The organism is Blastococcus sp. CCUG 61487 (genome assembly GCF_005222955.1).
Taxonomy (GTDB): Bacteria; Actinomycetota; Actinomycetes; order Mycobacteriales; family Geodermatophilaceae; genus Blastococcus.
In genome coordinates this window covers 1-23,940 of the sequence record NZ_LWUA01000228.1, presented here as the reverse complement: position 1 = coordinate 23,940, position 23,940 = coordinate 1, and the positions used below count along the sequence as shown (strand labels likewise).

Genomic DNA, 23,940 nt, shown 5'->3' with positions numbered 1-23,940 from the left:
ACGAGGGAGGACGCTCCGGGATCAGGTCACCTGATCCCGGCCGCCCATCATCGACGGTTGACCGGGGCTGGGATGGGAACAGGTGCGCCATGCTGAACCTGCCCATCACCCTGTCCGAGATCGCTCCGCGGATCAGCGCCGGCGCGTTCATCCTCAACAGCGGACTCGGCAAGCGGGGTGCCGACGAGGACGCCGCCGCGTACATGCACGGTTTCGCGTCCGGCACCTATCCGTTCCTGAAGGACGTCCCGCCCAAGCAGTTCGCCCAGGTCCTGGCGACGACGGAGATCGCGATCGGGGCCGCCCTGCTCACCCCGTTCGTGCCGACGTTCGTCGCCGGCACCGCGCTCACCGCGTTCTCCGGCGGTCTGCTCGGCCTCTACCTGAAGACGCCGGGGATGCGGAAGCCCGGCAGCCTGGCGCCCACCGAGCAGGGGCTCTCCCTGGCCAAGGACAGCTGGCTCGTCGGCATCGGCATCGGGCTGATGACCCGCGGGCTGATCGAGCGCCGGCCGCGGGTGACGGTGAAGAAGGCCCGCAAGGTCGCGGCGAAGCAGGCCAAGCAGGCGGCCAAGGAGGCCAAGCTCGAGGCGAAGGCAGCCCGGCGCCGGTCCTGAGGCGGGGGGCGGTCGCTCGATACGGTGGCAGCCATGGCCACCATCGAGTCGACCCCCACCTCGCTGCGCGTCCGGCTGACCCGGGCGGAGAAGGTGTTCGGCCTGCTCCGCGACCTCGAGGTGCCCCGCTCGGCGATCACCGCGGTCGAGGCGGTGCCCGCCGGGCTGGACGCCCTGCGCGGGCTGCGCGCGCCGGGGCTGGGCCTGCCGGGGCTCCGGTCGATCGGCACCTGGCGGCGTCCCGGTGAGAAGGCGTACGTCTCGGTGCGCCGCAACCAGCCGGCGATCCGGGTCAGCCTGACCGGTGAGCGGTACGACACCCTGCTCCTCGGCACCGACGACGCCGCCGCCCTGGCCGAGGAGCTCGCGCCGGCCCGCTGACCCCGGTCACCTCCCGGCGCGCTCGAGTTCCCCGCGGAGCAGCGCCGCGACCTCGTCGGGATGCGTGTGCACGGTCATGTGCGCGGCGCCGGCGATCTCCCCCAGCCGGCCCCGGGGCGCGGCACGGACCACCGCCTCGGCCCAGTCCGCGCGGCAGAGCACGTCGCGGGCTCCCCGCACGACGGTGACCGGCGCCGGCACCCGGGATAGCCGCTCGTCGATCCGGTCGGGTGCGAGGCGGCGCCAGAGCGCCGCCATGGCGCGCGGCCCGGTGTGCAGCCACTGCGCGAGGAGCCGCGGCACCTGCCGCCACGGCTCGCCCGCCGCCGTCCGGAGCCAGGCGAGGGCCAGCCCGCCCCGCCGGCGCAGCCGCGGATCGGTCGTGGGCCCGAGCAGGACGACGGCGGCCACGCGCGGATCGCGCTCGGCGACCGCGGCCACCACCTGGCAGCTCTGCGAATGACCCGCGAGCACCACCGGGCCGGCGCCGAGGCTCGCGATCACCTCGTCGGCCAGCGATCCCAGCGCTGGGACCGGTTTCCGGCAGCCCATACCGGGCAGGGGGAGGACGGTCGCCGGGGACGACGCCGGCAGCCGGCTCAGCACGCCGCACCACGAGCGCGCATCGAGTCCCAGGCCCGGTACGACGACGGTTCGGACGAGCGAAGGAGTCACTCCGGCGGTCTACCGCTCCGACCCGGCGACGGCCAGCCGGGCGCGGCAGACTGTGCCGTGGATCGCTCGACCGGCCGGAGCGCTCCGGCCGGAGGAGGAGGATCGAGACATCATGACGACACCACCCGAGCGGACCGCCGCCGGCGGCCGCGCCTCGGCCGAGCGGCCGCGCGTCGTCATCATCGGCACCGGGTTCGGCGGCCTCTTCGCCGTGAAGGCACTGGCCAGGACCCCGGTCGACATCACCCTCATCGGCAAGACCAGCCACCACCTCTTCCAGCCGCTGCTGTACCAGGTGGCCACCGGGATCCTCTCCGAGGGCGAGATCGCGCCCGCCACCCGCGAGGTGCTCCGCCACCAGCGGAACGTGACCACCCTGCTCGGCGAGGTCGTCGACATCGACGTCACCGCGCGCACCGTCACCTCGACGGTCCTCGGCCGCACCACCGTGCACCCCTACGACGAGCTGATCGTCGCCGCCGGCGCCGGGCAGTCGTACTTCGGCAACGACCACTTCGCCGAGTTCGCCCCCGGCATGAAGAGCATCGACGACGCCCTGGAGCTGCGCGGCCGCATCTTCGGCGCCTTCGAGCTCGCCGAGATCGCGACCGACCAGGCCGAGATCGACAGGCTGCTGACCTTCGTCGTCGTCGGCGCCGGACCGACCGGCGTGGAGATGGCCGGCCAGATCGCCGAGCTGGCCCGCCGCACCCTCAAGCGCGACTTCCGGCGCATCAACCCCGGTAGCGCACGGATCGTCCTGCTCGACGGCGCCCCGGCCGTCCTCCCCTCGTTCGGCGAGAAGCTGGGGGACCGCGCCCGCCGCCAGCTCAACCGGATCGGGGTGGAGGTGCAGCTGGGCGCGATGGTCACCAACGTCGACGCGGACGGCATCGACGTCAAGGACACCGACGGCCAGATGCGCCGGATCAACGCGGCCACCAAGATCTGGGCGGCCGGAGTGCAGGCCAGCGACCTCGGCCGGATGCTCGGCGAGCAGACCGGTGCGGAGGTCGACCGGGCCGGCCGGATCTCGGTGCTGTCGGACCTCACGCTCCCCGGCCATCCGGAGATCCACGTCGTCGGCGACATGATGGCGCTGGACAAGCTGCCGGGTGTCGCCCAGGTGGCCATCCAGGGCGGCCGCTACGCCGCGAAGGCGATCCGGCTGCGGCTGGAGGGGGAGCAGCCGCAGGAGCCGTTCCGGTACTTCGACAAGGGCTCAATGGCGACGATCTCGCGGTTCTCCGCGGTGGCCGAGATCGGCAAGCTCAAGTTCGAGGGCTTCGTGGCCTGGGTGCTGTGGCTGGTCGTCCACCTGATGTACATCGTCGGGTTCAAGAGCCGCTTCACCACGATCTTCCACTGGTTGATCAGCTTCCTCGGCCGCGGTCGTTCCCAGCGGGTGGCCACCCAGCAGCAGGTCTACGGCCGGCTCGCGCTCGAGCACCTCGGCCCGGCTTGGGAGGCCTCGAAGACCGGCGGGCCCAAGGACCAGGTGTTCGAGGGAGGGGACGCCACCCACTGCGAATCGGCGTGACGGCGCCGCCCGCGCGAGGGAATCAGCGGTACACCACTTTCCGGTACGCGACCGAACAGCAATGATGCGGCCCATGGAGCAGCAGCGGCGCACCGTGACGGCGACGCTGCTCGCCGTGATCTACCTCGTCGGCGGGGCGCTCGCCCTCCTGAGCGCAGCGCGGCCGATGGACCCGGACACCCCGGTGCCGCTGCTGGTGGCCCTGAGCGCCATCGGCCTCGTCGGAGGAACCGTCATCGCCTACCTGGGTGCGGCGCTCCCGCCGTGGGGCGTCCAGGTCGCGATCGTGTTCCTGGGGGTCGTGCTCGCGCTGCTGGCCTGGCGCTCGGCGACGGCGGTCGGCATCGTCGCGCTCGGCCCGGCGGTGATCGCGGCGGCGCTCTACGCCGCCCACGTGCTGCCGCTGCCCGGAGCGCGGGCATACGCCGCGTTCCTGGTGACGGCGACCAGCATCGGCGCCGCCGCCTCCGGGCCCACCGGCTTCCTCGTCGCGTGGGTGCCCATCGTGGTCACGGCGCTCGCCCTGACCGAGATCCAGGGACGGGTCTCCGCGAAACTCCGGGCGGCCGCGGACACCGATCCGCTGACCGGGGTGGCCAACCGGCGGAGCTGGGAGGCCGAGACCTCCCGGCACCTGGCGCGGGCGCTGCGCACGGGCGAACCGCTCGCCATCGCCATCCTCGACCTCGACGACTTCAAGAAGGTCAACGACCGGGACGGCCACGGCGCCGGGGACGCACTGCTGCGCGACCTCACCCGGGGCTGGGCACGCCGACTGCGCCAGGCCGACCTGCTCGGCCGGTACGGCGGCGACGAGTTCGTGCTGTGCCTGCCGGCGACCGACGAGCACGGCGCCTGGGAACTGCTCGCCCGACTCGAGACCACCCACGAGTTCTCCTGGACCGTCGGCCTGGCCACCGCCCAGGCGGGTGACACCCTGTCGGCGATGCTGCGCCGGGCCGACGACCACCTCTACCTGCGCAAGGCCGCCCGCCGCGGCACCTGATTCGTGGACGACGAACGACTGCCGCGGACCCGACGGCTGATCCGCCGCCTCCGCGACCGCCTCGCCCAGGACTTCCACCGCCTCCCGGAGCCGGTGCGCCGGGCGCTGGACTGGTTGCGCAGCCCCGAGTTCATCACCACCAGCTCCAGCCTCGCGTTCTACGCGATGGTCTCGCTGCCGCCCATGGTGCTGCTCGGGTTCTGGATCGCCGGGCTGTTCGTGGACGAGTCCAGCCTGCGCGACCTCGGGGACGAGGTGACGCGGCAGGCTCCCGACCAGCTGCCCGTCGCCGACATCCTGCGCGCGCTCATCGACGTCGCCGCGGACACCGGTCCGCTGGCCGCGGTGGCGGCGGTCTGGCCGGCGACGACCTACGGGGCTGCGCTCGCCCGCGCGTTCAGCGCCATCTCCCCGGAGGCCGGGCAGCGGATCCGCGGCTGGAAGGGCAGGCTGCTGACCCTCGTGGTGATCGCGGCGCTCCCCCTCGCCGTCTTCTCCGGCCTCGCCACCCTCTACCTGGTGCCGCAGCTGCTGGGGATCGAGGCCTGGCTGCAGGTGATCCTCGGGGTCGGCGCCGTCGGGGTGCTCTGGGCGCTCATCGCCCTGGTCTACAGCCTGTTCGAGCTCTCGGAGACCCGCCGGCGGGACGTCGCGTTCGGCGCGGCCACCGCCGTCGGCCTGATCGCCCTGACCACCGGCGGCTACCTCGTCTACCTCGAGTTCGCCGACTTCACCCAGCGCTACGGCGCCACCGCGCTGGCCACGGCGGTGCTGCTCGGCCTCTGGCTGCTGCTGGCCAACGCCGCCCTGATCATCGGATACCGGGTCATGCTGCGCCGGGCCGGTCACCGCTCCGAGGACGCCCGGGAGACGACGACCTGAGCCGCGTCAGCCCTCGGCGAGGGCGTCGAGGCGGGCGACGGCGCGGTCGCGCACCTCGGCGGCGTCGGCCGCCTCCCGCTCGGCGGCGGCCCGCCGCCGCTCCTCCCGCTTGAGCGCCGCCGCCGCGTCGGCCGCCTCCCGTTCGGCGTCGGCCAGCTGGTCGGCGAGCGCCTCGACCCGCTCCTGCAGCTCCGCCCGGCGGGCGCCCAGCTCGTCCACCCGCTGCCGCACCTCGTCCAGCACCTCCGCGGCCTCCGTCGCCGCGGCGGTCGCCTGGTCCGCCGCGGCACGGGCCTCGGCCAGCTCGCGACGCCGCTTCTCCTCGCCCGCCCGCCGGCGCTCCTCCTGCTCGCGCGCCCGCCGGTCGGCCGCCGACTCCCCCGCCGCCGACTCTCCCGCGGCCTTCTTCCCCGCCGCCTTCGCCCTCGGTGCCGCCGCCTTCGCCGGGCGGGTCGGCCCCCGTGGCGGGTGCACCAGGCGCAGGTCCGGCCGCGACACCGTCGTCCCCAGGCCGCTGTAGGACATCGGCGAGGTGAGCCGGCCGGTGAGCAGCGCCTGCCCGGCCTCGGGATCGGCCATGGCCGCCCGCAGCGTCTCCTCCACCTGGGTGGCGACGGCGGTGCTCACCGGGTGCCCCTGCTCGGCGGCGAGCCCGCGCGCCTGCCGGGCGAGCGCCGAGACGAGCTGCCGGCGCTGGACGTCGAGCGCCCGCAGCTGGTCACCGGCGAGGTTCTCCTGGGCCTCGCGGAGGAGCCGGCCGAGCTCGACGAGGTCGACGATCTCGTCACGGTGCGCCCGGACGAGGAGGTTGCACGCCCAGGCGGCGGCCGAGGGCTTGCCCAGCCCGCCGATCTCCTTGGCCAGCGCCTTGTCGCCGTCGGCCTTCGCCTCGTCCTGCCGCTGCTTGCGAAGCGCGATGAACTGCTCGGGCGGCACCTCGTACAGCTCGTCGGCCACCTGCTCCAGGTCCACGCGCCGACCCTTCCACGTCCACCCTCGGGGCCAAAATCACGCTTCTGGCCCCCCGGGAGCGGGCTCAGCAGCAGGAGGCGCCGACCCGGGCGTCGGTCTCGGAGCCGTCGGGCCGGCAGCAGCTGCCGTCCCCGGCGACGGCGGAGAGTTCCACGGCGGTCTTCCCCTCGAGGTCGGGCCGCGCGTCGCCGGTGACCGTGTAGACCTCCCACGGTTCGCCGCCGGGGCCGGTCACCCAGACCTTGTCCTGGACGGCGTAGCAGCAGGTGGTGCTCTCCTCGACGCGCGTGGCGAGCCCGGCGCCGGCCAGCCGGCTCGTGGCCGCGGTGACCTCGTCGGTGGACGGCACCTCGACGCCGAGGTGGTCCATGCGGGTCGGCTCGCCGGCCGCGCCCTCCAGCAGCACCAGCTTCAGCGGCGGCTCGGTGATCGCGAAGTTGGCGTATCCCGGACGGCGCTTGGCCGGCTCGGTGTCGAACAGGCGGGAGTAGAAGCCGATCGCGGCCTCGAGGTCGGCGACGCGGAGAGCGAGCTGGACACGGGACATGGGGACCTCCTCGGAATGGACATCGACGGATGTCGATGTCTGGACGCAGAATGAACACCAGGCATCGATGCTTGTCAATACGATGTCGATCGTTACGATGAGCGGCGATGGCCGACTCGAGGAGAGAACGATGAGCGAGCCCGACCTCGCCTGCTGCACCCCGCTGACCGGCACGCCCATGTCCGCGGACCAGGCCGATCAGGTGGCCCCGCTGCTCAAGGCGCTCGCCGACCCGGTCCGGCTGCGGCTGGTCAGCCTGATCGCCTCGAGCAGCACGGGCGAGGCGTGCGTGTGCGACCTGAACGACGCCTTCGAGCTCACCCAGGCGACGATCAGCCACCACCTGAAGGTGCTGCACTCCGCCGGCCTGCTCGATCGGGAGAAGCGCGGCGTCTGGGTCTACTACGCGGTCAGGCCCGAGGCCCTGGCCGCCGTCGCCAGCCTGTTCCAGACACGAGCGCTCGCGCCCGCGTGAGCGACGCCGTCCGCGAGACCGCGCGCCCCGACGTCCCGGCCGACGCGCCGGTCCTGCAGAAGCTCTCCACGCTCGACAGGTTCCTGCCGGTGTGGATCGTCGCCGCGATGGCGCTCGGTCTGGCGCTGGGCCGCTGGGTCCCGGGGCTGGACGACGCGCTGAGCGCCGTGGAGGTCGGCGGCATCAGCCTGCCGATCGCGGTCGGGCTGCTGCTGATGATGTACCCGGTGCTGGCGAAGGTGCGGTACTCCGAACTGGACCGCGTCACCGGCGACCGGACGCTGCTCCTCGCCAGCCTGGTGCTCAACTGGGTGCTCGGCCCGGCGTTGATGTTCGCCCTGGCCTGGCTGCTGCTGCCCGACCTCCCCGAGTACCGGACCGGCCTGATCATCGTCGGACTGGCCCGCTGCATCGCCATGGTCTTCATCTGGAACGACCTGGCGTGCGGCGACCGCGAGGCCGCCGCCGTCCTGGTCGCGCTCAACTCGGTGTTCCAGATCGTGGCCTTCGCCGCGCTCGGCTGGTTCTACCTGCAGGTGCTGCCGAGCTGGCTCGGGCTGTCGACGACGTCGGCCGAGTTCAGCGTCTGGGCGATCGTCGTGAGCGTCCTGGTCTTCCTCGGCATCCCGCTGCTGGCCGGTTTCCTGACCCGGACGATCGGCGAGCGGCGCCAGGGACGCGCCTGGTACGAGGAGCGGTTCCTCCCCCGCATCGGGCCGGTCGCGCTCTACGGCCTGCTGTTCACGATCGTCATGCTGTTCGCGCTGCAGGGCGACGCGATCACCTCCCACCCCTGGGACGTCGTCCGGATCGCGCTGCCGCTGCTGGCCTACTTCGTCCTGATGTTCGGCGGCTCGTTCCTCCTCGGCATGCGGCTGGGGCTGGGCTACGCGAAGACGGCGACGCTGGCCTTCACCGCGGCCGGCAACAACTTCGAGCTCGCCATCGCGGTCGCGATCGGCACCTTCGGCGTCACCAGCGGCCAGGCGCTGGCCGGCGTCGTCGGCCCGCTCATCGAGGTACCGGTCCTGGTCGCCCTCGTCTACGTCTCGCTGGCGGCGCGTCGCCGCTGGTTCCCCGGGGAGGTCCGCGCATGACCCCGTCGGTGCTGTTCGTCTGCGTGCACAACGCCGGACGCTCGCAGATGGCCGCCGGCTGGCTGCGGCACCTCGCCGGCGACGCCGTCGAGGTCCGCTCGGCGGGCTCGCTGCCCGGCGACCGGGTCAACCCGGCCGCGGTCGAGGCGATGGCCGAGGTCGGCATCGACATCTCCGGCCAGCAGCCGAAGGTGCTCACGACCGACGCCGTCGAGGCCTCCGACGTCGTCGTCACCATGGGCTGCGGCGACGCCTGCCCGGTCTTCCCCGGCACCCGCTACCTCGATTGGCCGCTCGACGACCCCGCGGGCCGAGGTGTCGAGGCCGTGCGGCCGATCCGCGACGAGATCGAGGAGAAGATCCGCGGACTGCTGGCCGAGCTGGGCGTCACCGCTCGCGGCTGAGCACGAAGAAGAACGGATCGGGCAGCCCGCGCAGGTCCATGACCCCCAGCACGGTCCGGTCGGTCACCCGCCGGAAGACGTCGATGATCGGCAGGGCGTCGTAGACCATCGCCGCGGTGACGACGCCGCGGTGCTCGATCGACCGCAACCGGGCCCGCGGCTTCGACGTCGTCACCAGCGGGCGCGCGAGCCTGAACGCCGCCCGGGCGGCGCGCGTGTGCGCGAGCCCCGGCAGGTCGCGCAGCACGGGGACCGGCACCAGCGCCGGGTCCACGGGCCGCGGTCCCGACGCGGTGGAGAACAGCAGCGGGTGCGCGGTCTCGGCGTCGACGAACTCCTTGCCGTACCAGCCGTAGGCCTCGAGCAGCCCGTCGAGCGGGGAGCCGGTGGGCAGCCCGCTCCCCTGCCAGCGCCCGAGCATCTCTGCGGGCGCGACCGGAGGAAGCGAGTCGAACCACGCCAGCGCCTCGTCCGCGGGGACGCCGTCCCGGTGCTCGGCCAGCCAGAGCTCGGCCGGGTCGAGGGAGCCGACGCTCACACCACCGGGCGCTCGAAGGTGACGAGCACGCCCTCGACGCCGCCCGGCCCGATCCGGCCCTTCACCTCGACCGCGGTGATCGCCTTGAGCTGCCAGCCCTCCCGGGCCCGGTCGTTGAGCACCTTCTGCAGCTTGTCGCCGCTCATCTTCCCGCCGATCATCCCCTCGCGGATCTCGTCGACCCTGTACTCGTACCGCGCCGCCATGACCGCTCCGTCCGTCGTCCGTGGATGGCCCAGCCTGCCGGTCCGCGAGGGCTCCGTACAGAGCTCAGCCCAGCACCGGCAGCGTGCGCTTCTCGGCGAGGCGGTCCATCCCCGCCTGGATGACCGCCTCGACCTCGTCGTAGATCTTCTGCACGTAGGCGTCGTCGTCGGCGCGCTCGGGGTCCTCGTCGACCTCGATCGGGTCGAGCAGTTCGGTGCGGATCTTGGCCGGTAGGGGGAGGTGCGCCGGCAGCACCTCGATCGCGATGGGGAACGGGAAGCCGGCGATGATCGGCAGGTTCGACCCGCGCAGGGTCTTCTTCAGGCCGAGCAGCTTGTCCAGCCCGTTGGCCAGCCACCTGCCCTCCGAGAGGACGAAGACGGTGTCGTGGCCGCCGACCGTGGCCACCGGCAGGATCGGCACCCCCGACCGGATCGCCTGCTTCACGAAGCCCCGGCGGCCGGCGAGCGTGGCGATGTCGCGCTTGAACCAGCTGCGCATCGAGTCGACCTCCCCGCCGGGCCAGACGACGACGTCCTCACCGTTCTCCAGCGCCGCCGACACGCTCCGCCGGTTGGCGGCGATGACGCCGACCGACCGGAAGTAGTCGCCCATGCCCGGGGTGGCCATGAGCACGTCGTGCGCCGTCCCGTGCAGGATCCGCCGCCCCTCGAAGTGCTTGTGCCAGGCGCTGACCAGGCTCCAGGCGTCCATGGTCAGCGCAGCGCCGGAGTGCACCCCGACCACGAGACAGGTGCGGTCGGGCACCCGGTCCCAGCCCTCGACCTCGAGCCGGAACCAGTACTTCTCCAGCAGGTCGACCAGCGGCTGCTGCAGCCGCATCACGAGCTCGTTCGGCGGCTGCGGCTCCATCGCCGCCCCCACGCGCCAGTCGATCAACCGCTTGAGGATGTTCTGCCCGTCGTCGGCCATGGCTGCTCCCTCGCTTCTGAAGGATGAACGCACCGTGCGCCCCGCAGGTCACGCCGCGGACGACAGATTGCCCGCTCAGCGCCCCGCCGGCACGTCGGGAGCGTCCGGGACCGGCCCCTCCGGGCGGGCCTCCAGCCAGCGCCGGATCTGGGCATGCACGCGCGGATGGTCGAGCAGGTCGAAGTGGTTCAGCCCGCCGAGGCGCAGGACGTGGTCGGCGGGGAACGCCAGCCGCTCGTCGTCGCCGGTGTCGCCCAGCGCGCTGCGCGGGGTCACGAGCAGGTCGCCGAGCAGGTCGGCGATCCGTCCGACCGGATCGCGGCTCAGCGTCGCCAGGACGACGAAGTGGCGGGCGCCGTCGTGCAGCGCCACGCGGGTGGGCGTCGCCGGATCGGCGGCGTCGAGGTCGCGCCCGACCCAGTCCTCCTCGACCACGGAGCCGTGGCGGAGGTCCTTGATGCCGACGCTGCGCAGCGCCAGCAGCCGGGCCAGCGGGCGGGTCTCGGGCAGCCGGGCCAGGTGGACGGCGAGCCGGTGCACCCCGCGCTCCAGCGGGGCGCCCAGGTGCGGTGAGCCGAGGGTGATCGTGTCCCGCACGAGGTGGGTCCAGCCCTGCGCCTCGGTGGTGCCGCCGCCTGCCTGGTGGAGGGCGCTGCGGGCGACCAGGCCGCCCATGGAGTGGCCGACGAGCACGAGGTCCTGCACCTGCGCGGGCCAGTTCGCCACCAGTGCGGCGAGCAGGGCGGCCAGTGACCGGCCGTTGTCGGAGATGTGCAGGCCGGTGTTGTAGCGCACGTGCACGGGGGTCAGCCCGAGTTCCTCCCGCAGCCGCGAGCCGTACGTGACGTCGGGGCGGCCGTGGTGCTTCTCCGCGCCGTAGGCCCAGCTGTCCTCGGTCTCGGTGAGCCCGTGCAGGAACAGCGCGATGCGGCCGGTGGCTCCCGGGAACGCGGCGCGCAGCGCCGCCGGATCCAGGTCCACCGCCCGGCCGGCCACGCGCACCGTCATGCCGAGGTCCAGCCCGGGTGCCGCGCGCTGCACCAGGTCGCCGTGCGCGCCGTTGAGCACGGCCAGCGCCAGCCGGCCGCGTCGCGCCTCGTCGAGACCGCTGCCACTGGCCCGGCCGGCGACGGCCCGCCCCGTCCACCGCGCGCCGAGACCCAGGCCCGCCGCCACGCCGGCGTAGCTGATCCCGGCGACCGCGTCGTGCCACCACCGCACCGGCAGCCCGACCGGGCCGACGGCGGTGAACACCCGGTCGGCGATCCCCTGGTGCACCTCGCGGACCCGCTCGGTGCCGCCCCGCAGCGTCAGCCGGAGCAGCTCGGCTGCGTCCAGCACCTCGTCGGTGCGCATGCCGTCCCCCTCGCCGCCGGCTCCTCCGAGGGTCCCGCCCGCGCGCGCCCAGGGCAAGCAGGACCACCGACGGGCCGGACGACCTAGGGTGGACGGCGCCCGACCGTCGACCCCGAGGAGTTCCCGTGCTGCGCCTGCTCGGACTGCTGCTGGTGATCTGGCTGGCCGTGAGCATCCTCGGCGCGGTCATCGAGGGGCTGTTCTGGCTGGCCGTGCTCGGCCTGCTGCTGTTCGCCGGCACGGCGATGCTCGGGTGGACCGGGCGCGACCGGAAGTCACTGCCGCCCAACAGGTGAGCGCCGGCTCAGTCGCCGTCGACGTCGCCCGACATGCCGTCGCCGTAGAACGGCCCGCCGAGGACCTCGTCCGGCGGCGGGACGACGGCGTCCTGCTGCACCTCGACCTGGTCCTCGCGGGCCACTTGCGCCCCGGCGACCAGGTCCTCCAGCGGGATCGCGAACCGGTTCTCGGTCATGCGGGCAGCCTGCCGTCACGCGGCGCCGGCGTCCACCCTCGGGTGCTGAGGGGGCGCCCTGATCGGGTGGTCGGTCACCCGGCAGGCCGGACGGATCCCTAGGGTCCGGGGCATGCAGCCCACCGATTCCCGCCGCGTCCTCGTGACCGGAGGCGCCTCCGGACTCGGCGCCGCGCTGGCGGCCCGCTTCGCCGCCCGGGGCGACCGCGTCCTGGCCACCGACCTGGCCCCGCAGGCCGCCGTCCCCGCGGGTGCGGAGTACCAGCGCCTCGACATCACCGACGAGGGCGACTGGGCCACCGCGCTCGACCGGGTCCGCGCCGAGTTCGGCGGGCTGGACGTCCTGGTGAACAACGCCGGCATCGCGGCGGGCGGCCGGGTCGACCGGCTGGGCGCCGAGCACTGGCGCCGGGTCCTCGACGTCAACGTGCTCGGCGCGGTGACCGGCTGCCGGACGTTCGTCCCCCTGCTCAAGGAGCAGGGCTCCGGTCACCTGGTGAACGTCGCCTCGGCGGCCGGGCTCGTGCACCCGCCCGCGATGACGTCCTACGACGCCGGGAAGGCGGCGGTCGTCGCGCTGTCGGAGAGCCTCCGCTGGGAGCTCGCCCCCTGGGGCATCGACGTCTCGGTCGTCTGCCCGTCGTTCTTCCGCACCAACCTGGCGGCGTCGCTGGGCGGTGACGACCCGATGATGGAGACGGTCGCCACCGGGCTGATCGAGGGCGCGAAGCTGGGTGCCGACGAGATCGCGGAGCGGGTCGTGCGCGGGATCGACGCCAAGCGCCACCTGATCCTGCCCGACCGCAACGCGCGCATCGCCTTCTGGACCAAGCGGCTGGCCCGTCCGCTCTACGACCGGCAGATGCTCGGCATGGGCGCCCGCATCCACCGCGCCGAGCGGGACGCCCTCACGTCGTGACCACCGGCTCCGACAGCCCGACCGCGACGATCCGCGCGGCCGCGGGCTACCTGCAGCAGTGGCTCGAGACGCAGGCCGCGCACCGCCGCGTCCCGGGCGTGCAGGTCGCCGTCCGCTCCGAGGGCGAGCTCGTCCTCTCCACCGCCGTGGGCGTCGCGGACACCACCCCCGGCACCCCGCTGACCACCGAGCACCTCTTCCACGTGGCGTCGCACTCCAAGACGTTCACGGCCACCGCCGTCCTGCAGCTGGTCGACGCGGACCGGATGCGGCTCGACGACCCGATCGGCCGCTACGTGCCCGAACTCGCGGGCACGCCGGTCGCCCGCGCCACCGTGCGCGAGCTGCTCGGCCACCAGTCCGGGGTCACCCGCGACGGCGCGGCCGCCGACTTCTGGCAGCTGGAGGGCCCATTCCCGGGACGCGGGGAGCTGCTGGCCGCGGTGCTGCAGGGCGGGGCCGTGCACGCGCGCAACGAGCACTTCAAGTACTCCAACGTCGGCTACGCCCTCGTCGGGCTCGCCATCGAAGAGGTCACGGGCAGGCCGTTCGCCGAGCACGTCCGCAGCGCCCTCCTCGAGCCGCTCGAGCTGTCCCGCACCGGAGCCGACCACGATCCCGACCGGGCCGGTGAGTACGCGGCCGGCCACACCGCCCTGCTGCTGGGCGAGCACGAGCGGCTCGTCCTCGGCCACGCGCCCACCGGCGCCTACGCCCCGGCCACCGGGTTCTGGTCCACCGCCGAGGAGCTCAGCTCGTTCGCCGCGGCTGCGCTGCTCCCCGGTGACGAGCGGCTGATCTCCGACGACGCCCGGCGGATCATGCAGCGGCTCGAGTCGGTGGTGATCCCCTACGGGACGGAGGCCGGCCGCTACGGGGTCGGCGTCGCCCTGTCCACGGTCGGCGACCGGCAGCTGGTCGGCCACAGCGGCGGCTGGCCGGGGCACATCACGCTCACCCTCGCCGACCCGGCCACCGGACTGGTCGTGAGCGTCCTGACCAACGCCATCGACGGCCCGGCCGAGGACCTCGCGCACGGCGTGGTCAAGCTCATCGACGCCGCGCTGACCCCGCGGGCCGAGGTGCCGCCCCCGCCGGAGGGCTCCCCGGTCGCCTCCTTCGCCGGCCGGTTCGCCGGGCTGTGGGGCGTGCTCGACGTCGTCGACCTGGGCGGCCGGCTGGTGCTGGTCCGCCCGACCGCGCCCGACCCGCTGCACGGGATGGAGGAGCTCCAGGTCGTCGACGGCGACACCCTGAGGCTGGCGCCGCAGCCGGGCTTCGGCCCGGCAGGCGAACTCGTCCCCGTGGAGCGGGACGACGCCGGCGCGGTGGCGGCGCTGCGGTTGGGCGGGGTGACGCACCGACCGCTGGCCGAGTTCCTCCGCCGCCGCGACGCGCGCGGGAGCTGAGCGCGGCGCGCACCTAGGGTCTCGGGCATGTCGAGCACCTCCCCCACGAGCAGCGGCGTCGTCCTCATCACCGGCGCGAGCGCCGGGCTGGGTGAGGAGATGGCCCGCCAGTTCGCCGATCTCGGCTACGACCTCGCGCTGTGCGCCCGGCGCACCGAACGGCTCGACGCGCTCGCCGCCGAGATCACCGCCCGCACCGGCCGCCGGGTCGAGACCGCGGCGCTGGACGTCACCGATGCCGACGCCGTGCCCGCGGTGTTCGGTCGGTTCGCCGAGAGCTTCGGCGCCATCGACCGGGTGATCGTCAACGCCGGCATCGGCAAGGGCGCCGCGCTGGGCACCGGCCGGGCCGACGCCAACCGGGCGACGGCGATGACGAATTTCGTCGGCGCGCTGGCGCAGACCGAGGCGGCGCTGGAGATCTTCCGCCGCCAGGGCCGCGGTCACCTCGTGCTGATCTCGTCGATGTCCGCGCTGCGGGGCATGCGCAAGGCCATGACCACCTACGCCGCGACCAAGGCGGGAGTGGCCGCGCTCGCCGAGGGGCTGCGGTCCGAGCGCATCCCCGGCGTGGACGTCTCCGTCATCTACCCCGGCTACATCCGGTCGGAGATGAACGCCCACGTGCAGCAGAAGACCCGGTTCCTGGTCGACACCGAGACGGGCGTCCGCAGCATGGTCGACGCCATCGAGAAGCGGCGCGCGAAGGCCTACGTCCCCGCCTGGCCATGGGTGCCCATCGGCGTCCTCATGCGCACGCTCCCGCTGTCCGTCGTCCGGAAGCTGACGTGACACCGCCCCACTGACCCGGGACGATGTGCGCTGATGGCGCGTTCTCGGCGTGGGAATGCGCCATCTGCGCACATCGTCGCGGTCGGTCTCCCTACGCGCGGCCCTCGACCGGCAGCCAGGTGCGCGCCGCCGAGACGAGCGCCTTCACGCCGGTGGACAGCGTCGGCTCGATGACCGGCGCGAACTGCGGCGAGTGGTTGGAGGGCAGCCCGCGGACGACGCGCTGCAGGCCGTCGCGGTCGGTCACCCCGGCGAACGCGGCCGGGTCGGCCCCGCCCAGCAGCCAGTAGACCAGCGGCACGCCAGCGGCGGTGGCGAGGATCCCGACGTCCTCGCTGCCGGTCACCGGGCCCGGGTCGACGGTCAGCCCGGGCCCCAGGTCGCGGTCCCAGCCGGCGATGGTGCGTGCACCGGCATCCGGGTCGTTGACCAGCACCGGGAAGGACTCCTTGAGGTGCACCTCGGGCTCCTGCGGCGCGCCGGACGCGGCCGCCTCGGCCCGGACGATCCGGTCGATCGAGGTCATCAGCCGCTCGCGCACCTCGGTGTCGTAACTGCGCAAGGACACCCGCATCTCGGCGCGCTCGGGGATGACGTTCCCGGCGGTGCCGGCGTGCAGGGCGCCGACGGTGACGACGGCGGACTCGCCCCCGGCGACCTCGCGGGAGACGACCGTCTGCAGCCGCATGACCGTCGCCGCTGCCATGACGACGGGGTCGACGGTGGTCTCGGGACGCGAACCGTGGCCGCCGCGACCGTGCAGCACGATGTGCAGCATGTCCGCGCCGGCGAAGGCCGGGCCGCGGCGCAGCCCGAGCAGGCCGGCGGGCAGCGGGGCGACGTGCTGGCCGAGGACGACGTCCGGACGGCCGACGCGGTCGAAGACGCGGTCGTCGATCATCGACTGCGCTCCCCCGCCGACCTCCTCGGCCGGCTGGAACAGGACCTGGAGAGTGCCGCTCCAGGTGCCCCGCTCGGCGGCCAGGGTCGCCGCGGCGCCGAGCAGGCAGGTGACGTGCACGTCGTGCCCGCAGGCGTGCATGACCGGGGTCTCCGAGCCGTCGGCCGCGGTTCCCGTCGCCGTGCTGGCGTAGGGCAGGCCGGTCTCTTCGTGGACGGGCAGGGCGTCCATGTCGGCGCGCAGCAGCGCGGTCGGCCCGGGCCCGTTGCGCAGGACGCCGACGACGCCGGTGCCGCCCACCCCGGTGGTCGTCTCGTAGCCCAGCGCCCGGAGCCGGTCGGCGACGATGCCTGCGGTGCGGTGCTCGGCGAAGGCGAGCTCGGGGTGCGCGTGCAGGTCCCGGTAGATGTTCTCCAGGTCGGCGAGGACGTCGGCAGGGCTCACGTCGGTGGCTCCTTCGCAGTGGGCGGGAGCCGACCGTATCCCTCCCGGGTCAGCCGCTGACGTCGGCGACGTCCTCGCCGGCGACGACGTCGGCGATCCAGTCGATCAGCCGCACGCCGACGACCTCGTCGCTGTACACCTCGTCGTCGGCGGTGCTCACGTGCTTGTCGCCGGGGCCCACCCACCAGGCGAGGTCGACGCCGGCTGCCTCGATGAGCCGGTTGTTGGTGTCGATCAGCTCGGCGAGCGGGGTGCCGGCCTTGCCGATCCGGTCGGAGAACTGCCGCTGCACGTCGTCGTCGGCGGTGTTGATCGTGGCGAGCCGGACGCCGGGGACGTGCTCGCCGGTCTGCACGAACAGGCCGGGCAGCGACCACGCGGTGAGCGGGTCGCCGGCCGCCTCGGGCCAGTCCGGCAGCTGGTCGAAGATGCCCCAGAGGCCGCCGATGGCCGTGGTGATCAGCTCGTCGGCGGGGTAGGCGCCGGACGCGTCGGCGAGCACGGTGACCTCGGCGTCGGGCAGCAGGTCGTGGGCCAGACCGCCGTAGAGCGGCGCCGCCGCGGAGCCGGCGCTCTGCCCGAGCACGACGACCTCCTCGGCGTCGGGGAACTCGGCGGCCAGCGTCTCGAGCGCGGTCGTGGCGTTGGTGCGGCCCTTGTGCTCGACGACGACGCCGTCGCCGTAGTCCTGGGTGGTGGTGCCGAGGTGCAGATCGCCGGTGCAGTAGGGCACGTAGACGACGCTGGCGCCGGCGAGCGGGTTCTCCGGGTTGTCCAGGTCGAGCAGGCCGGCGTCGGCCGCGCGGCCGCGGAAGCCGGGGCCGTCGTCGAGGCGCCCCTCCAGGTCGGTGGTGTAGGTGGCGCCCGCCCCGGGGGCGCAGGTCTCGGCGCTGAAGCAGGCGCCGCCGCCCTCGAGGAAGAAGACCACCCGGTCGGCGTCGCCCCGGTGGACCCAGTAGTGGTACTCCGACCCGTCGCTGCACTCGCAGTCCTCGGGGGCGACGACCTGCTCCCAGGCGATCGCCTCGGCGGCCGGGCGCTCGACCGTGCCCGCGGTCTCCGCGGCCGACTCGTCGGTCCCGCCCCCGGAGCAGGCGGCGAGGCCGGAGACGGTCAGGACGGCGACGAGGGGCGGGAGCGCACGACGGAACATGATCGGATCGTATGGGCGCCTCGTCACCGTCCGTGCGGGGGCCGCTCCGGCCGGTGGGCCCGGCGTTTCCAGGGGCGCGTTAGCGTCCGACCATGAGCGCGCGCGAGCCGATCCGCATCGGCAACTTCTCCGGCTACCTCGGCGACCGGTTCACCGCGATCGAGGAGGCGCTCGCCGGAGATCCCGTCGACGTGCTGATGGGCGACTACCTGGCCGAGGTGACCCTCGCGGGGCTGGCTACCAGCTACCGGCAGAACCCGGAGCGCGGCGGCTACGTCGCCTACTTCCTGCGGCAGCTGGCGCCGCACCTGCCGGCGATCGCCGAGCGGGGCGTGAAGATCGTCAGCAACGCCGGCGGCTTCGATCCGGCCGGGATGGCCGCCGCGTTGCGCCGGCTGGTGGCCGACGCCGGGCTCTCGCTGCGCGTCGCCCACGTCGAGGGCGACAACCTCGTCGACCGGCTCGACGAGTTCCACGCCGAGGGGCTGGCGATGGAGAACCTCGACACCGACGCGCCGCTCAAGGACTGGGGCGTCGAGCCGATCGCGGCGAACGCCTACCTGGGCGGCTTCGGCATCGCCGAGGCGCTGGCGGCCGGGGCCGACATCGTCATCACCGGGCGGGTCACCGACGCCTCGCTCACCGTGGGCCCGGCCGCCTGGTGGCACGGGTGGACGCCGGACGACTGGGATGCGCTGGCCGGGGCGGTCACCGCGGGGCACATCATCGAGTGCGGCGCGCACGCCACCGGCGGCAACTTCTCCGGGTTCCGCTCGGTGCCCGGGATGGCCCGGCCCGGCTTCCCGATCGCCGAGGTCTCGGCCGACGGCAGCAGCGTGATCACCAAGCACGCGCGCGACGGCGGCATGGTCACCGTGGACACGGTGACCGCGCAGCTGGTGTACGAGATCCAGGGCCCGCGGTACCTCAACCCGGACGCCACGGTGCACCTCGACAGCGTCGTCCTGTCCCAGGTCGGCCCGGACCGGGTGGCGATCGGCCCGGTGACCGGGTCGCCGCCGCCGGCCACCGCGAAGGTCGCCGTCTTCGCACCGATCGGCTACGAGATCTCCACGATGCTGTTCTGCACCTCCCCGAACGTGGCCGAGAAGGTGGCGCTGCTGCGCGAGCAGCTGGGGTTGGTGCTCGACGGCGTCGTCGACCAGTTGGACGTGACCGCCCTCGGGACGGCGGCGCCGGATCCCGCCACGCAGTGGGAGGCGACCGTGCCGATCCGGGTGATCGCCACCGCCCGGGAGCGGGAGCAGCTGCGCGCCTTCCCCCAGGCGGTGGGCAGCCTGTACCTGCAGGGCTTCCCGGGGTTCCACCACGACGGGCACGCGCAGGCGGCGCGCGAACCGTGGCCCCGCATCGACTACTGGCCGGCCCTGCTGCCGGCCGAGGTGCTCGTGCACCGGGCGGTCATGGACGACGGCACGGTGCTCGACGCCCCGACCCCGTCGCGGGTGGCGACAGACGACGAGATCCGGCAGCCCGTGCACGCCGAGCCCTCGGGTGGTGCGCCGGCCGGCGGCCGGCGGGTGCCCCTGGGCGAGCTGGCCCACGCGCGGGCGGGCGACAAGGGCGGCAACTGCAACGTCGGGCTGTGGGTGAGCGACCCCGCGCACTGGGAGTGGCTGCGGACGACGCTGACCAGCGACGGGCTGCGGGCGCTCATGCCCGAGGCCGTTGACCTGACGCTGCGGCGGCACGAGTTCCCGCAGCTGCGGGCCGTGCACTTCGTGCTCGAGGGGCTGCTGGGCACGGGCGGCTCGTCGAACCTGCGGGTCGACCAGATCGGGAAGTCGGTCGGTGAGTACCTGCGGTCGAAATACGTGCAGGTGCCGAAGGAGTTGCTCGGCTGACCCCTCCCGTGACCCCCACCACACGACGATCAGGAGCGCACCCATGAAGGCCGCCGTCTACTACCGCAACGGCTCCCCCGACGTCCTCCAGTACGAGGACGTCGCCGACCCGGAGGTGGGCCCCGGCATGGTGCTCATCCGGGTGGAGGCCGTCTCGATCGAGGGCGGCGACACCCTCAACCGGCTCGGCGGCCCGCTGCTCTCGACGCCGCACATCGTCGGGTACCAGGCCGCCGGGACGATCGTCGCCGTGGCGGACGACGTCACCGATCGCGCGGTCGGTGACCGGGTGGTGGCCACCAGCAGCCATGGCTCGCACGCCGAGCTCTTCGCGGTCTCGGCGCGCACCACGTGGAAGGTGCCGGAGGGCGCGGACATCGCCGCCGCCGCCTGCGTGCCGGTCGCGTTCGGCACCGCGCACGACTGCCTCTTCGAGTTCGGCCGGCTGCAGGAGGGCGAGACCGTGCTCATCCAGGCCGGTGCCGGCGGGGTGGGCGTGGCCGCGATCCAGCTGGCCAAGCGGGCCGGGGCGACGGTCATCGCGACGGCGTCGTCGCTGTCCCGGCTCGAGCCGCTCGCCGAGCTCGGCCTGGACCACGCCGTCGACTACTCCCGCCACGGCTGGGTCGACGAGGTGCGCGCCCTCACCGACCGCGGACGCGGCGTCCAGCTGGTCGTCGACTCCGTGGGCGGCTCGACCCTGCAGCAGTCCGTCGCCTGCCTGGGCCGTCGGGGCCGCGCGATCACCGTGGGCAACGCCGGGCGGGACTTCACGCCGTTCAACGCCGGCGTTCTGGGGATGCAGAACCAGTCGCTGACCGGCGTCTACCTGGGTGGGGAGATCACCACGCCGCGGGTGCAGGGCATGGTGCAGGACCTGGTGGACGACGTCGCCGCCGGCCGGCTGACCGTGCTCGTCGACCGCACCTTCCCGCTGTCGGCGGCCGCCGCCGCGCACGAGTACATCGAGAGCCGGCGAGCCGTGGGGCGCGTCGTCCTCATCCCCTGATCTCGGGCGGACACCCGCTGGACTGACCGGCGAGTCTCGCTATCATCGGCCGATGCCGATGAGTGCGCTCGTTCTCTACGTGCTGGCTGTCGCGGTGCTCTTCGGCGTGCGCTCGTGGATGCAGCGCCGGAGCACCGGCGATACCGGTTTCCGCGGCATCTCCGGCACACCCGCCGACGTCGAGTGGTGGGGCGGCGTCCTGTTCGTGGTCGCCGTCCTGCTGGGGTTCGCCGGGCCGCTGCTCGCCGTGACCGGCACGGTGACCGCGGACCCGCCGCCGGCGGTGCAGGTGATCGGACTCGTGGTCGCGCTGGGCGGCTTCCTGGCGACGCTGGCCGCCCAGACCGGCATGGGCGCGTCCTGGCGGATCGGCGTCGACCGCGCGGAACGCACCGAGCTGGTGACCACCGGCGTGTTCGCCCACGTGCGCAACCCGATCTTCACCGCGATGGTCGTCGCCCAGCTCGGCGTCGTGCTGGTGGTGCCGACCTGGATCAGCATCGCGGCGCTGGTCGCCCTCGTGGTCGCGGTGCAGGTGCAGGTGCGGGCGGTCGAGGAGCCGTACCTGCGAGCGGTGCACGGCGCGGCGTACTCCGCGTACGCAGCACGGGCGGGCCGGTTCGTGCCCGGAGTCGGTCGCCTGCCGGCCTCCGCCGGTGAGACGACCAGGGCCTGATGTCGTACCGGGGTGGGAGGCTGTCGCGGCGGAGCCGGACGGCGGCATCGCGCAGCCGGAGGAGCGAGGCAGCATGCAGGACGTGGAGGTGCGTCGGCACGTAGCGGCGCCGGTGCAGCAGGTGTGGGGGGTGGCGACCGACCTCGCGGGCTCGCCGCAGGTGATCAGCGGGATCGACGCCGTGGAGGTTCTCACGCCGGGCCCGTTCGGCGTCGGCACCCGGTGGCGCGAGACGCGCACGATGATGGGCCGCTCGGCGACCGAGGAGATGACGGTGACCGCGGTGGCGCCGCCTCGGTCCTACACCGTCGAGGCCTCGAGTGCGGGCGCGCACTACGTCTCGACGTTCACCTTCGCGCCGTCCGGAAGCGGCGGAACCGACGTGACGATGACCTTCGGCGGCCGCCCGACCAGCACGGTGGGGCGGGTCCTCGCCGCGATCACCGGCCCGCTGGTGCGGCGCTCGGTGACGAAGGCGCTGGAGAAGGACCTGGCCGACATCGCGGCGGCGGCCGAGCGCGGAGGTCCGGGTGGAGGGGCCCCGGCCTGAGCGGGGAAGTGCCAGCCTGAGGGGACCTAGTGCTCTGGGGTGCACGTGGCCGATCCGTGACGGTGGAGCGGTGAGTCGAGAGAAGGCCCACGACGGCTGGGCGACGGGCGGCGCCGGGCGCCTGCCGCGGGGCTGAGACCGAAGGCACGCGGCCGGCGTGGACGTCGATCTCCTCGCGCCGCTCACCGGTCGCCGCGTCGTCATCGCCTGGGTGCTGGCGGCGTTCCTGACGACCTTCCTGGTCACCCGGTTCGTCACGCATGCCATCCGTACCGGTCGCGGGCCGTTCCGCGACGTCAGCGCAGGCGGTGTCCACATCCACCACGAGGTGTACGGCATCTTCCTGCTGCTGGTGACCGGGCTGGTGAACCTGACCTACCGGCCGGACGGCGGCTGGCTGCACGTCCTCGCGGTGTTCTTCGGCATCGGGGCGGCGCTGACGTTGGACGAGTTCGCGCTGTGGCTGCACCTCGAGGACGTGTACTGGTCGCAGCAGGGCCGCGCGTCGATCGACGCGGTGCTGCTGGCCACGGTGGTGGGCTGCCTGCTGCTCGTCGGGGCCAATCCCTTCGACGCCGAGCAACTCCCCGGGGACGTCCCGATCGCGATCACGGTGGTGGCCGGCTTGGGGTTGGCGCTGGTGGCGATCCTCAAGGGCCGCACCGTGCTGGGAGTGGTCGGTGTCTTCGTCCCGGTGGTCGCGGCCGTGGGAGCGGTGCGGCTCGCTCGCCCGCAGTCGTACTGGGCTCGGCGCTGGTACGCGCAGGGGTCGTCCCGACGGCGTCGCGCCGAGACGCGCTTCCCGCCGGGTCGGCGGAACCGGTGGGACCGCCTGGTCGACCTGTTCGCCGACGTGCCGCACCCCGCCGGAGCCGGCGCGGTCGTGGGCTTCCCTCACGAGAGATGATGCGGCAGGAGGTGCGCGGGGCCCACGAGCGGCCATTCGCTGTCAGCGCGGGAGGTCGGCCCACCCGCTCGGCAGCACCGGGACCGGCCATGCGGGATCGGGCCGCCATCGATGCCAGCCCTCGCCGAACGGCGGCTCGTTGCGCTCGAGCCGGCCGATGACGTCGAGCGCCTCGGAGCGGACCCGTCGGCCGAGGTCGGCGTCGAAGATGCCGCGCTGCAGGATCCGCTCGAACTCGTCGTCGTCCTTCCAGGACCAGATCCGGTCCGGGGTGGCGACGACGTCGAGCATGAGGTCCATCGACTCGATGCCGAGCGCGGTTCGCCGGAACGGCCGCTGCAGGTTGACGTAGAACGCGAACTGCTCCCCCGACGGCCGGAAGCTGACCCACGTCGCGTGCCATTCGCCCGGGCGAAGGATCCACAGGCACGAAAGGTCCCCGACGTGGTCGACGTGGATCCAGTCGCCCCGCTCGAGGAGCTCGATGATCCGGGCGGTCCGATTTCCCGGATCGTCGCGGTGCGGAGGGGTCATGGGGACCTTGCGTCGTGTGCCGGCCGGCAGCCAGAACAGCATGCGGTCCGGCGAGTCCTCGACGACGACGAGCGGCCGCGCCGCCCAGATGCGGTCGCGCCACACCTCCTGGTGGACGACGACGTCGCCGGGTCTCCAGCCCACGCAGGGATCGTGGCACGAGCACGTCCGGACGTCGCACCGGCGGAGACGCCGGCGCCCCGGCCCACGCGAGGTGGACCGGGGCGCCGGTGTCGTACGGGCTAGCTGGTGATCAGTCAGCTGGGAAACCTCAAGTGAATGAGACTGCAAACGAGACTGCAATGATCTTGGAGGCCAGGGGGTGTGGCGCTGTTCGCCCTGGTCAGGGGCACGGTCGTGACTCTAGCGCGCAAGTGCAGTGCGGAGGATCCCTGCGGCTTTGCGGTGTGCCAGGGCTGCCTGCTCGTCCCGGGTGTGACCCACCATGATTCGGTCGACTCCGGCGACTCGTGCACGGCAGATGCGGTGTTGGCCGTTGTCGACTCGTGGGCTGATGCCGTCCCAACGAATGGGGTCGAGGAAGAGGTCCCTGACGAATCGTTGATGGGGCGTGCTGGTGTCGTCGCTGGTGATGCCAAGGGCGGCGGTGATGGCGTCGCGAGTCCAGGGCTCGACAGTGTTCTTGATCTTGGCTGTGAACCGTCCTGGGGCCGGT

Annotated in this window: 29 protein-coding genes; 17 read left to right on the top strand and 12 right to left on the bottom strand. The window is 73.6% G+C overall.

Annotated features, from left to right (window positions below; translation table 11 throughout):
- The first annotated feature begins 89 nt into the window (after window positions 1-89).
- Both A6V29_RS12245 and A6V29_RS12240 read left to right on the top strand, forming a co-directional pair.
- Entirely contained in the window at window positions 90-617 is a 528-nt protein-coding gene (locus tag A6V29_RS12245) for a hypothetical protein (protein WP_249933193.1), read from the top strand.
- Window positions 618-650: 33 nt separating this feature from the next.
- Complete coding sequence (locus tag A6V29_RS12240; RefSeq protein WP_137160551.1) at window positions 651-998, top strand: hypothetical protein; 348 nt, start codon at window positions 651-653, stop codon at window positions 996-998.
- Between the two features lie 6 nt (window positions 999-1,004).
- Here the strand turns inward: A6V29_RS12240 and A6V29_RS12235 are convergent, their stop codons facing one another.
- Entirely contained in the window at window positions 1,005-1,673 is a 669-nt protein-coding gene (locus A6V29_RS12235; protein WP_137160550.1) for an alpha/beta fold hydrolase, read from the bottom strand.
- A 112-nt stretch (window positions 1,674-1,785) separates the two neighbouring features.
- Here A6V29_RS12235 and A6V29_RS12230 point away from each other — a divergent pair, with 112 nt between their 5' ends.
- From A6V29_RS12230 to A6V29_RS12220, 3 genes are all read left to right on the top strand, one after another.
- Window positions 1,786-3,213 (top strand): NAD(P)/FAD-dependent oxidoreductase, encoded by a 1,428-nt coding sequence (locus A6V29_RS12230; RefSeq protein ID WP_137160549.1) that lies wholly within the window; start codon window positions 1,786-1,788, stop codon window positions 3,211-3,213.
- Between the two features lie 73 nt (window positions 3,214-3,286).
- Entirely contained in the window at window positions 3,287-4,219 is a 933-nt protein-coding gene (locus tag A6V29_RS12225) for a GGDEF domain-containing protein (protein WP_137160548.1), read from the top strand.
- Between the two features lie 3 nt (window positions 4,220-4,222).
- Window positions 4,223-5,101, top strand: coding sequence for a YihY/virulence factor BrkB family protein (locus tag A6V29_RS12220; RefSeq protein WP_137160547.1), 879 nt, complete (start codon window positions 4,223-4,225; stop codon window positions 5,099-5,101).
- Window positions 5,102-5,107: 6 nt separating this feature from the next.
- On the opposite strand, the gene A6V29_RS12215 is transcribed toward A6V29_RS12220, so the two are convergent.
- Complete coding sequence (locus tag A6V29_RS12215; RefSeq protein ID WP_137160546.1) at window positions 5,108-6,073, bottom strand: hypothetical protein; 966 nt, start codon at window positions 6,071-6,073, stop codon at window positions 5,108-5,110.
- Window positions 6,074-6,137: 64 nt separating this feature from the next.
- Complete coding sequence (locus tag A6V29_RS12210; RefSeq protein WP_137160545.1) at window positions 6,138-6,620, bottom strand: ArsI/CadI family heavy metal resistance metalloenzyme; 483 nt, start codon at window positions 6,618-6,620, stop codon at window positions 6,138-6,140.
- Between the two features lie 130 nt (window positions 6,621-6,750).
- Between A6V29_RS12210 and A6V29_RS12205 the strand changes: the two genes are divergently transcribed.
- Genes A6V29_RS12205 through A6V29_RS12195 form a run of 3 tightly spaced genes read left to right on the top strand, consistent with a single transcriptional unit; the run spans window position 6,751 to window position 8,596 of the window.
- Window positions 6,751-7,095 carry an ArsR/SmtB family transcription factor gene (locus tag A6V29_RS12205; protein ID WP_170977848.1) on the top strand — a complete coding sequence of 115 codons (345 nt, stop codon included), beginning with the start codon at window positions 6,751-6,753 and terminating at the stop codon, window positions 7,093-7,095.
- Window positions 7,092-8,192: an ACR3 family arsenite efflux transporter gene (arsB, locus tag A6V29_RS12200; protein ID WP_137160544.1), complete on the top strand. Its 1,101-nt coding sequence runs from the start codon at window positions 7,092-7,094 to the stop codon at window positions 8,190-8,192. The genes A6V29_RS12205 and arsB overlap by 4 nt, the downstream gene beginning before the upstream one ends.
- Entirely contained in the window at window positions 8,189-8,596 is a 408-nt protein-coding gene (locus A6V29_RS12195; RefSeq protein WP_137160543.1) for an arsenate reductase ArsC, read from the top strand. The genes arsB and A6V29_RS12195 overlap by 4 nt, the downstream gene beginning before the upstream one ends.
- Here the strand turns inward: A6V29_RS12195 and A6V29_RS12190 are convergent.
- The 4 genes from A6V29_RS12190 to A6V29_RS12175 form a co-directional block, all read right to left on the bottom strand.
- Entirely contained in the window at window positions 8,580-9,134 is a 555-nt protein-coding gene (locus A6V29_RS12190; protein WP_137160542.1) for a DUF4334 domain-containing protein, read from the bottom strand. The two genes, A6V29_RS12195 and A6V29_RS12190, sit on opposite strands and share 17 nt — an antisense overlap.
- A complete protein-coding gene (locus tag A6V29_RS12185) occupies window positions 9,131-9,340 on the bottom strand; it encodes a DUF4177 domain-containing protein (RefSeq protein ID WP_137160541.1) in 210 nt (69 codons plus the stop codon). The genes A6V29_RS12190 and A6V29_RS12185 overlap by 4 nt, the downstream gene beginning before the upstream one ends.
- Window positions 9,341-9,404: 64 nt before the next feature.
- Complete coding sequence (locus A6V29_RS12180; protein ID WP_137160540.1) at window positions 9,405-10,274, bottom strand: lysophospholipid acyltransferase family protein; 870 nt, start codon at window positions 10,272-10,274, stop codon at window positions 9,405-9,407.
- A 75-nt stretch (window positions 10,275-10,349) separates the two neighbouring features.
- Entirely contained in the window at window positions 10,350-11,630 is a 1,281-nt protein-coding gene (locus tag A6V29_RS12175) for a lipase family alpha/beta hydrolase (RefSeq protein ID WP_137160539.1), read from the bottom strand.
- A gap of 125 nt (window positions 11,631-11,755) precedes the next feature.
- Between A6V29_RS12175 and A6V29_RS20960 the strand changes: the two genes are divergently transcribed.
- Complete coding sequence (locus A6V29_RS20960) at window positions 11,756-11,926, top strand: hypothetical protein (RefSeq protein ID WP_170977847.1); 171 nt, start codon at window positions 11,756-11,758, stop codon at window positions 11,924-11,926.
- Window positions 11,927-11,934: 8 nt separating this feature from the next.
- Here the strand turns inward: A6V29_RS20960 and A6V29_RS20955 are convergent, their stop codons facing one another.
- Complete coding sequence (locus tag A6V29_RS20955; RefSeq protein WP_170977846.1) at window positions 11,935-12,105, bottom strand: hypothetical protein; 171 nt, start codon at window positions 12,103-12,105, stop codon at window positions 11,935-11,937.
- A gap of 112 nt (window positions 12,106-12,217) precedes the next feature.
- Here A6V29_RS20955 and A6V29_RS12170 point away from each other — a divergent pair, with 112 nt between their 5' ends.
- The 3 genes from A6V29_RS12170 to A6V29_RS12160 are packed head-to-tail and all read left to right on the top strand — an operon-like array spanning window position 12,218 to window position 15,225.
- The gene (locus A6V29_RS12170; protein WP_137160538.1) at window positions 12,218-13,024 is read left to right on the top strand and encodes an SDR family NAD(P)-dependent oxidoreductase; all 807 of its coding nucleotides are present in this window, start codon (window positions 12,218-12,220) and stop codon (window positions 13,022-13,024) included.
- Window positions 13,021-14,433: a serine hydrolase domain-containing protein gene (locus A6V29_RS12165; RefSeq protein WP_137160537.1), complete on the top strand. Its 1,413-nt coding sequence runs from the start codon at window positions 13,021-13,023 to the stop codon at window positions 14,431-14,433. Before A6V29_RS12170 ends, A6V29_RS12165 begins: the two co-directional genes overlap by 4 nt.
- A 27-nt stretch (window positions 14,434-14,460) precedes the next feature.
- Window positions 14,461-15,225 (top strand): SDR family oxidoreductase, encoded by a 765-nt coding sequence (locus A6V29_RS12160; protein ID WP_137160536.1) that lies wholly within the window; start codon window positions 14,461-14,463, stop codon window positions 15,223-15,225.
- A 91-nt stretch (window positions 15,226-15,316) separates the two neighbouring features.
- On the opposite strand, the gene A6V29_RS12155 is transcribed toward A6V29_RS12160, so the two are convergent.
- Together A6V29_RS12155 and A6V29_RS12150 are read right to left on the bottom strand one after the other, a co-directional pair.
- A complete protein-coding gene (locus A6V29_RS12155; protein ID WP_170977845.1) occupies window positions 15,317-16,570 on the bottom strand; it encodes an amidohydrolase in 1,254 nt (417 codons plus the stop codon).
- Window positions 16,571-16,619: 49 nt separating this feature from the next.
- Complete coding sequence (locus A6V29_RS12150) at window positions 16,620-17,723, bottom strand: pectin acetylesterase-family hydrolase (protein WP_137160535.1); 1,104 nt, start codon at window positions 17,721-17,723, stop codon at window positions 16,620-16,622.
- A 92-nt stretch (window positions 17,724-17,815) separates the two neighbouring features.
- On the opposite strand from A6V29_RS12150, the gene A6V29_RS12145 reads away from it, so the two are divergent.
- From A6V29_RS12145 to A6V29_RS12125, 5 genes are all read left to right on the top strand, one after another.
- On the top strand, window positions 17,816-19,588 hold the full coding sequence (locus tag A6V29_RS12145; RefSeq protein ID WP_137160534.1) for an acyclic terpene utilization AtuA family protein: 1,773 nt from the start codon (window positions 17,816-17,818) through the stop codon (window positions 19,586-19,588).
- A gap of 43 nt (window positions 19,589-19,631) precedes the next feature.
- On the top strand, window positions 19,632-20,597 hold the full coding sequence (locus A6V29_RS12140) for a quinone oxidoreductase family protein (protein ID WP_137160533.1): 966 nt from the start codon (window positions 19,632-19,634) through the stop codon (window positions 20,595-20,597).
- Window positions 20,598-20,655: 58 nt separating this feature from the next.
- Window positions 20,656-21,273, top strand: a complete 618-nt coding sequence (locus A6V29_RS12135) for a methyltransferase family protein (protein WP_137160532.1) — start codon at window positions 20,656-20,658, stop codon at window positions 21,271-21,273.
- Between the two features lie 73 nt (window positions 21,274-21,346).
- Window positions 21,347-21,823 carry an SRPBCC family protein gene (locus tag A6V29_RS12130; protein WP_137160531.1) on the top strand — a complete coding sequence of 159 codons (477 nt, stop codon included), beginning with the start codon at window positions 21,347-21,349 and terminating at the stop codon, window positions 21,821-21,823.
- Window positions 21,824-21,980: 157 nt separating this feature from the next.
- Window positions 21,981-22,730: a hypothetical protein gene (locus A6V29_RS12125; RefSeq protein ID WP_137160530.1), complete on the top strand. Its 750-nt coding sequence runs from the start codon at window positions 21,981-21,983 to the stop codon at window positions 22,728-22,730.
- A 42-nt stretch (window positions 22,731-22,772) separates the two neighbouring features.
- On the opposite strand, the gene A6V29_RS12120 is transcribed toward A6V29_RS12125, so the two are convergent.
- On the bottom strand, window positions 22,773-23,408 hold the full coding sequence (locus A6V29_RS12120; protein WP_137160529.1) for a ribonuclease FAU-1 family protein: 636 nt from the start codon (window positions 23,406-23,408) through the stop codon (window positions 22,773-22,775).
- 219 nt (window positions 23,409-23,627) lie between these two features.
- The coding region (locus A6V29_RS21300; RefSeq protein WP_212719316.1) for a hypothetical protein at window positions 23,628-23,940 on the bottom strand (313 nt) is incomplete at its 5' end.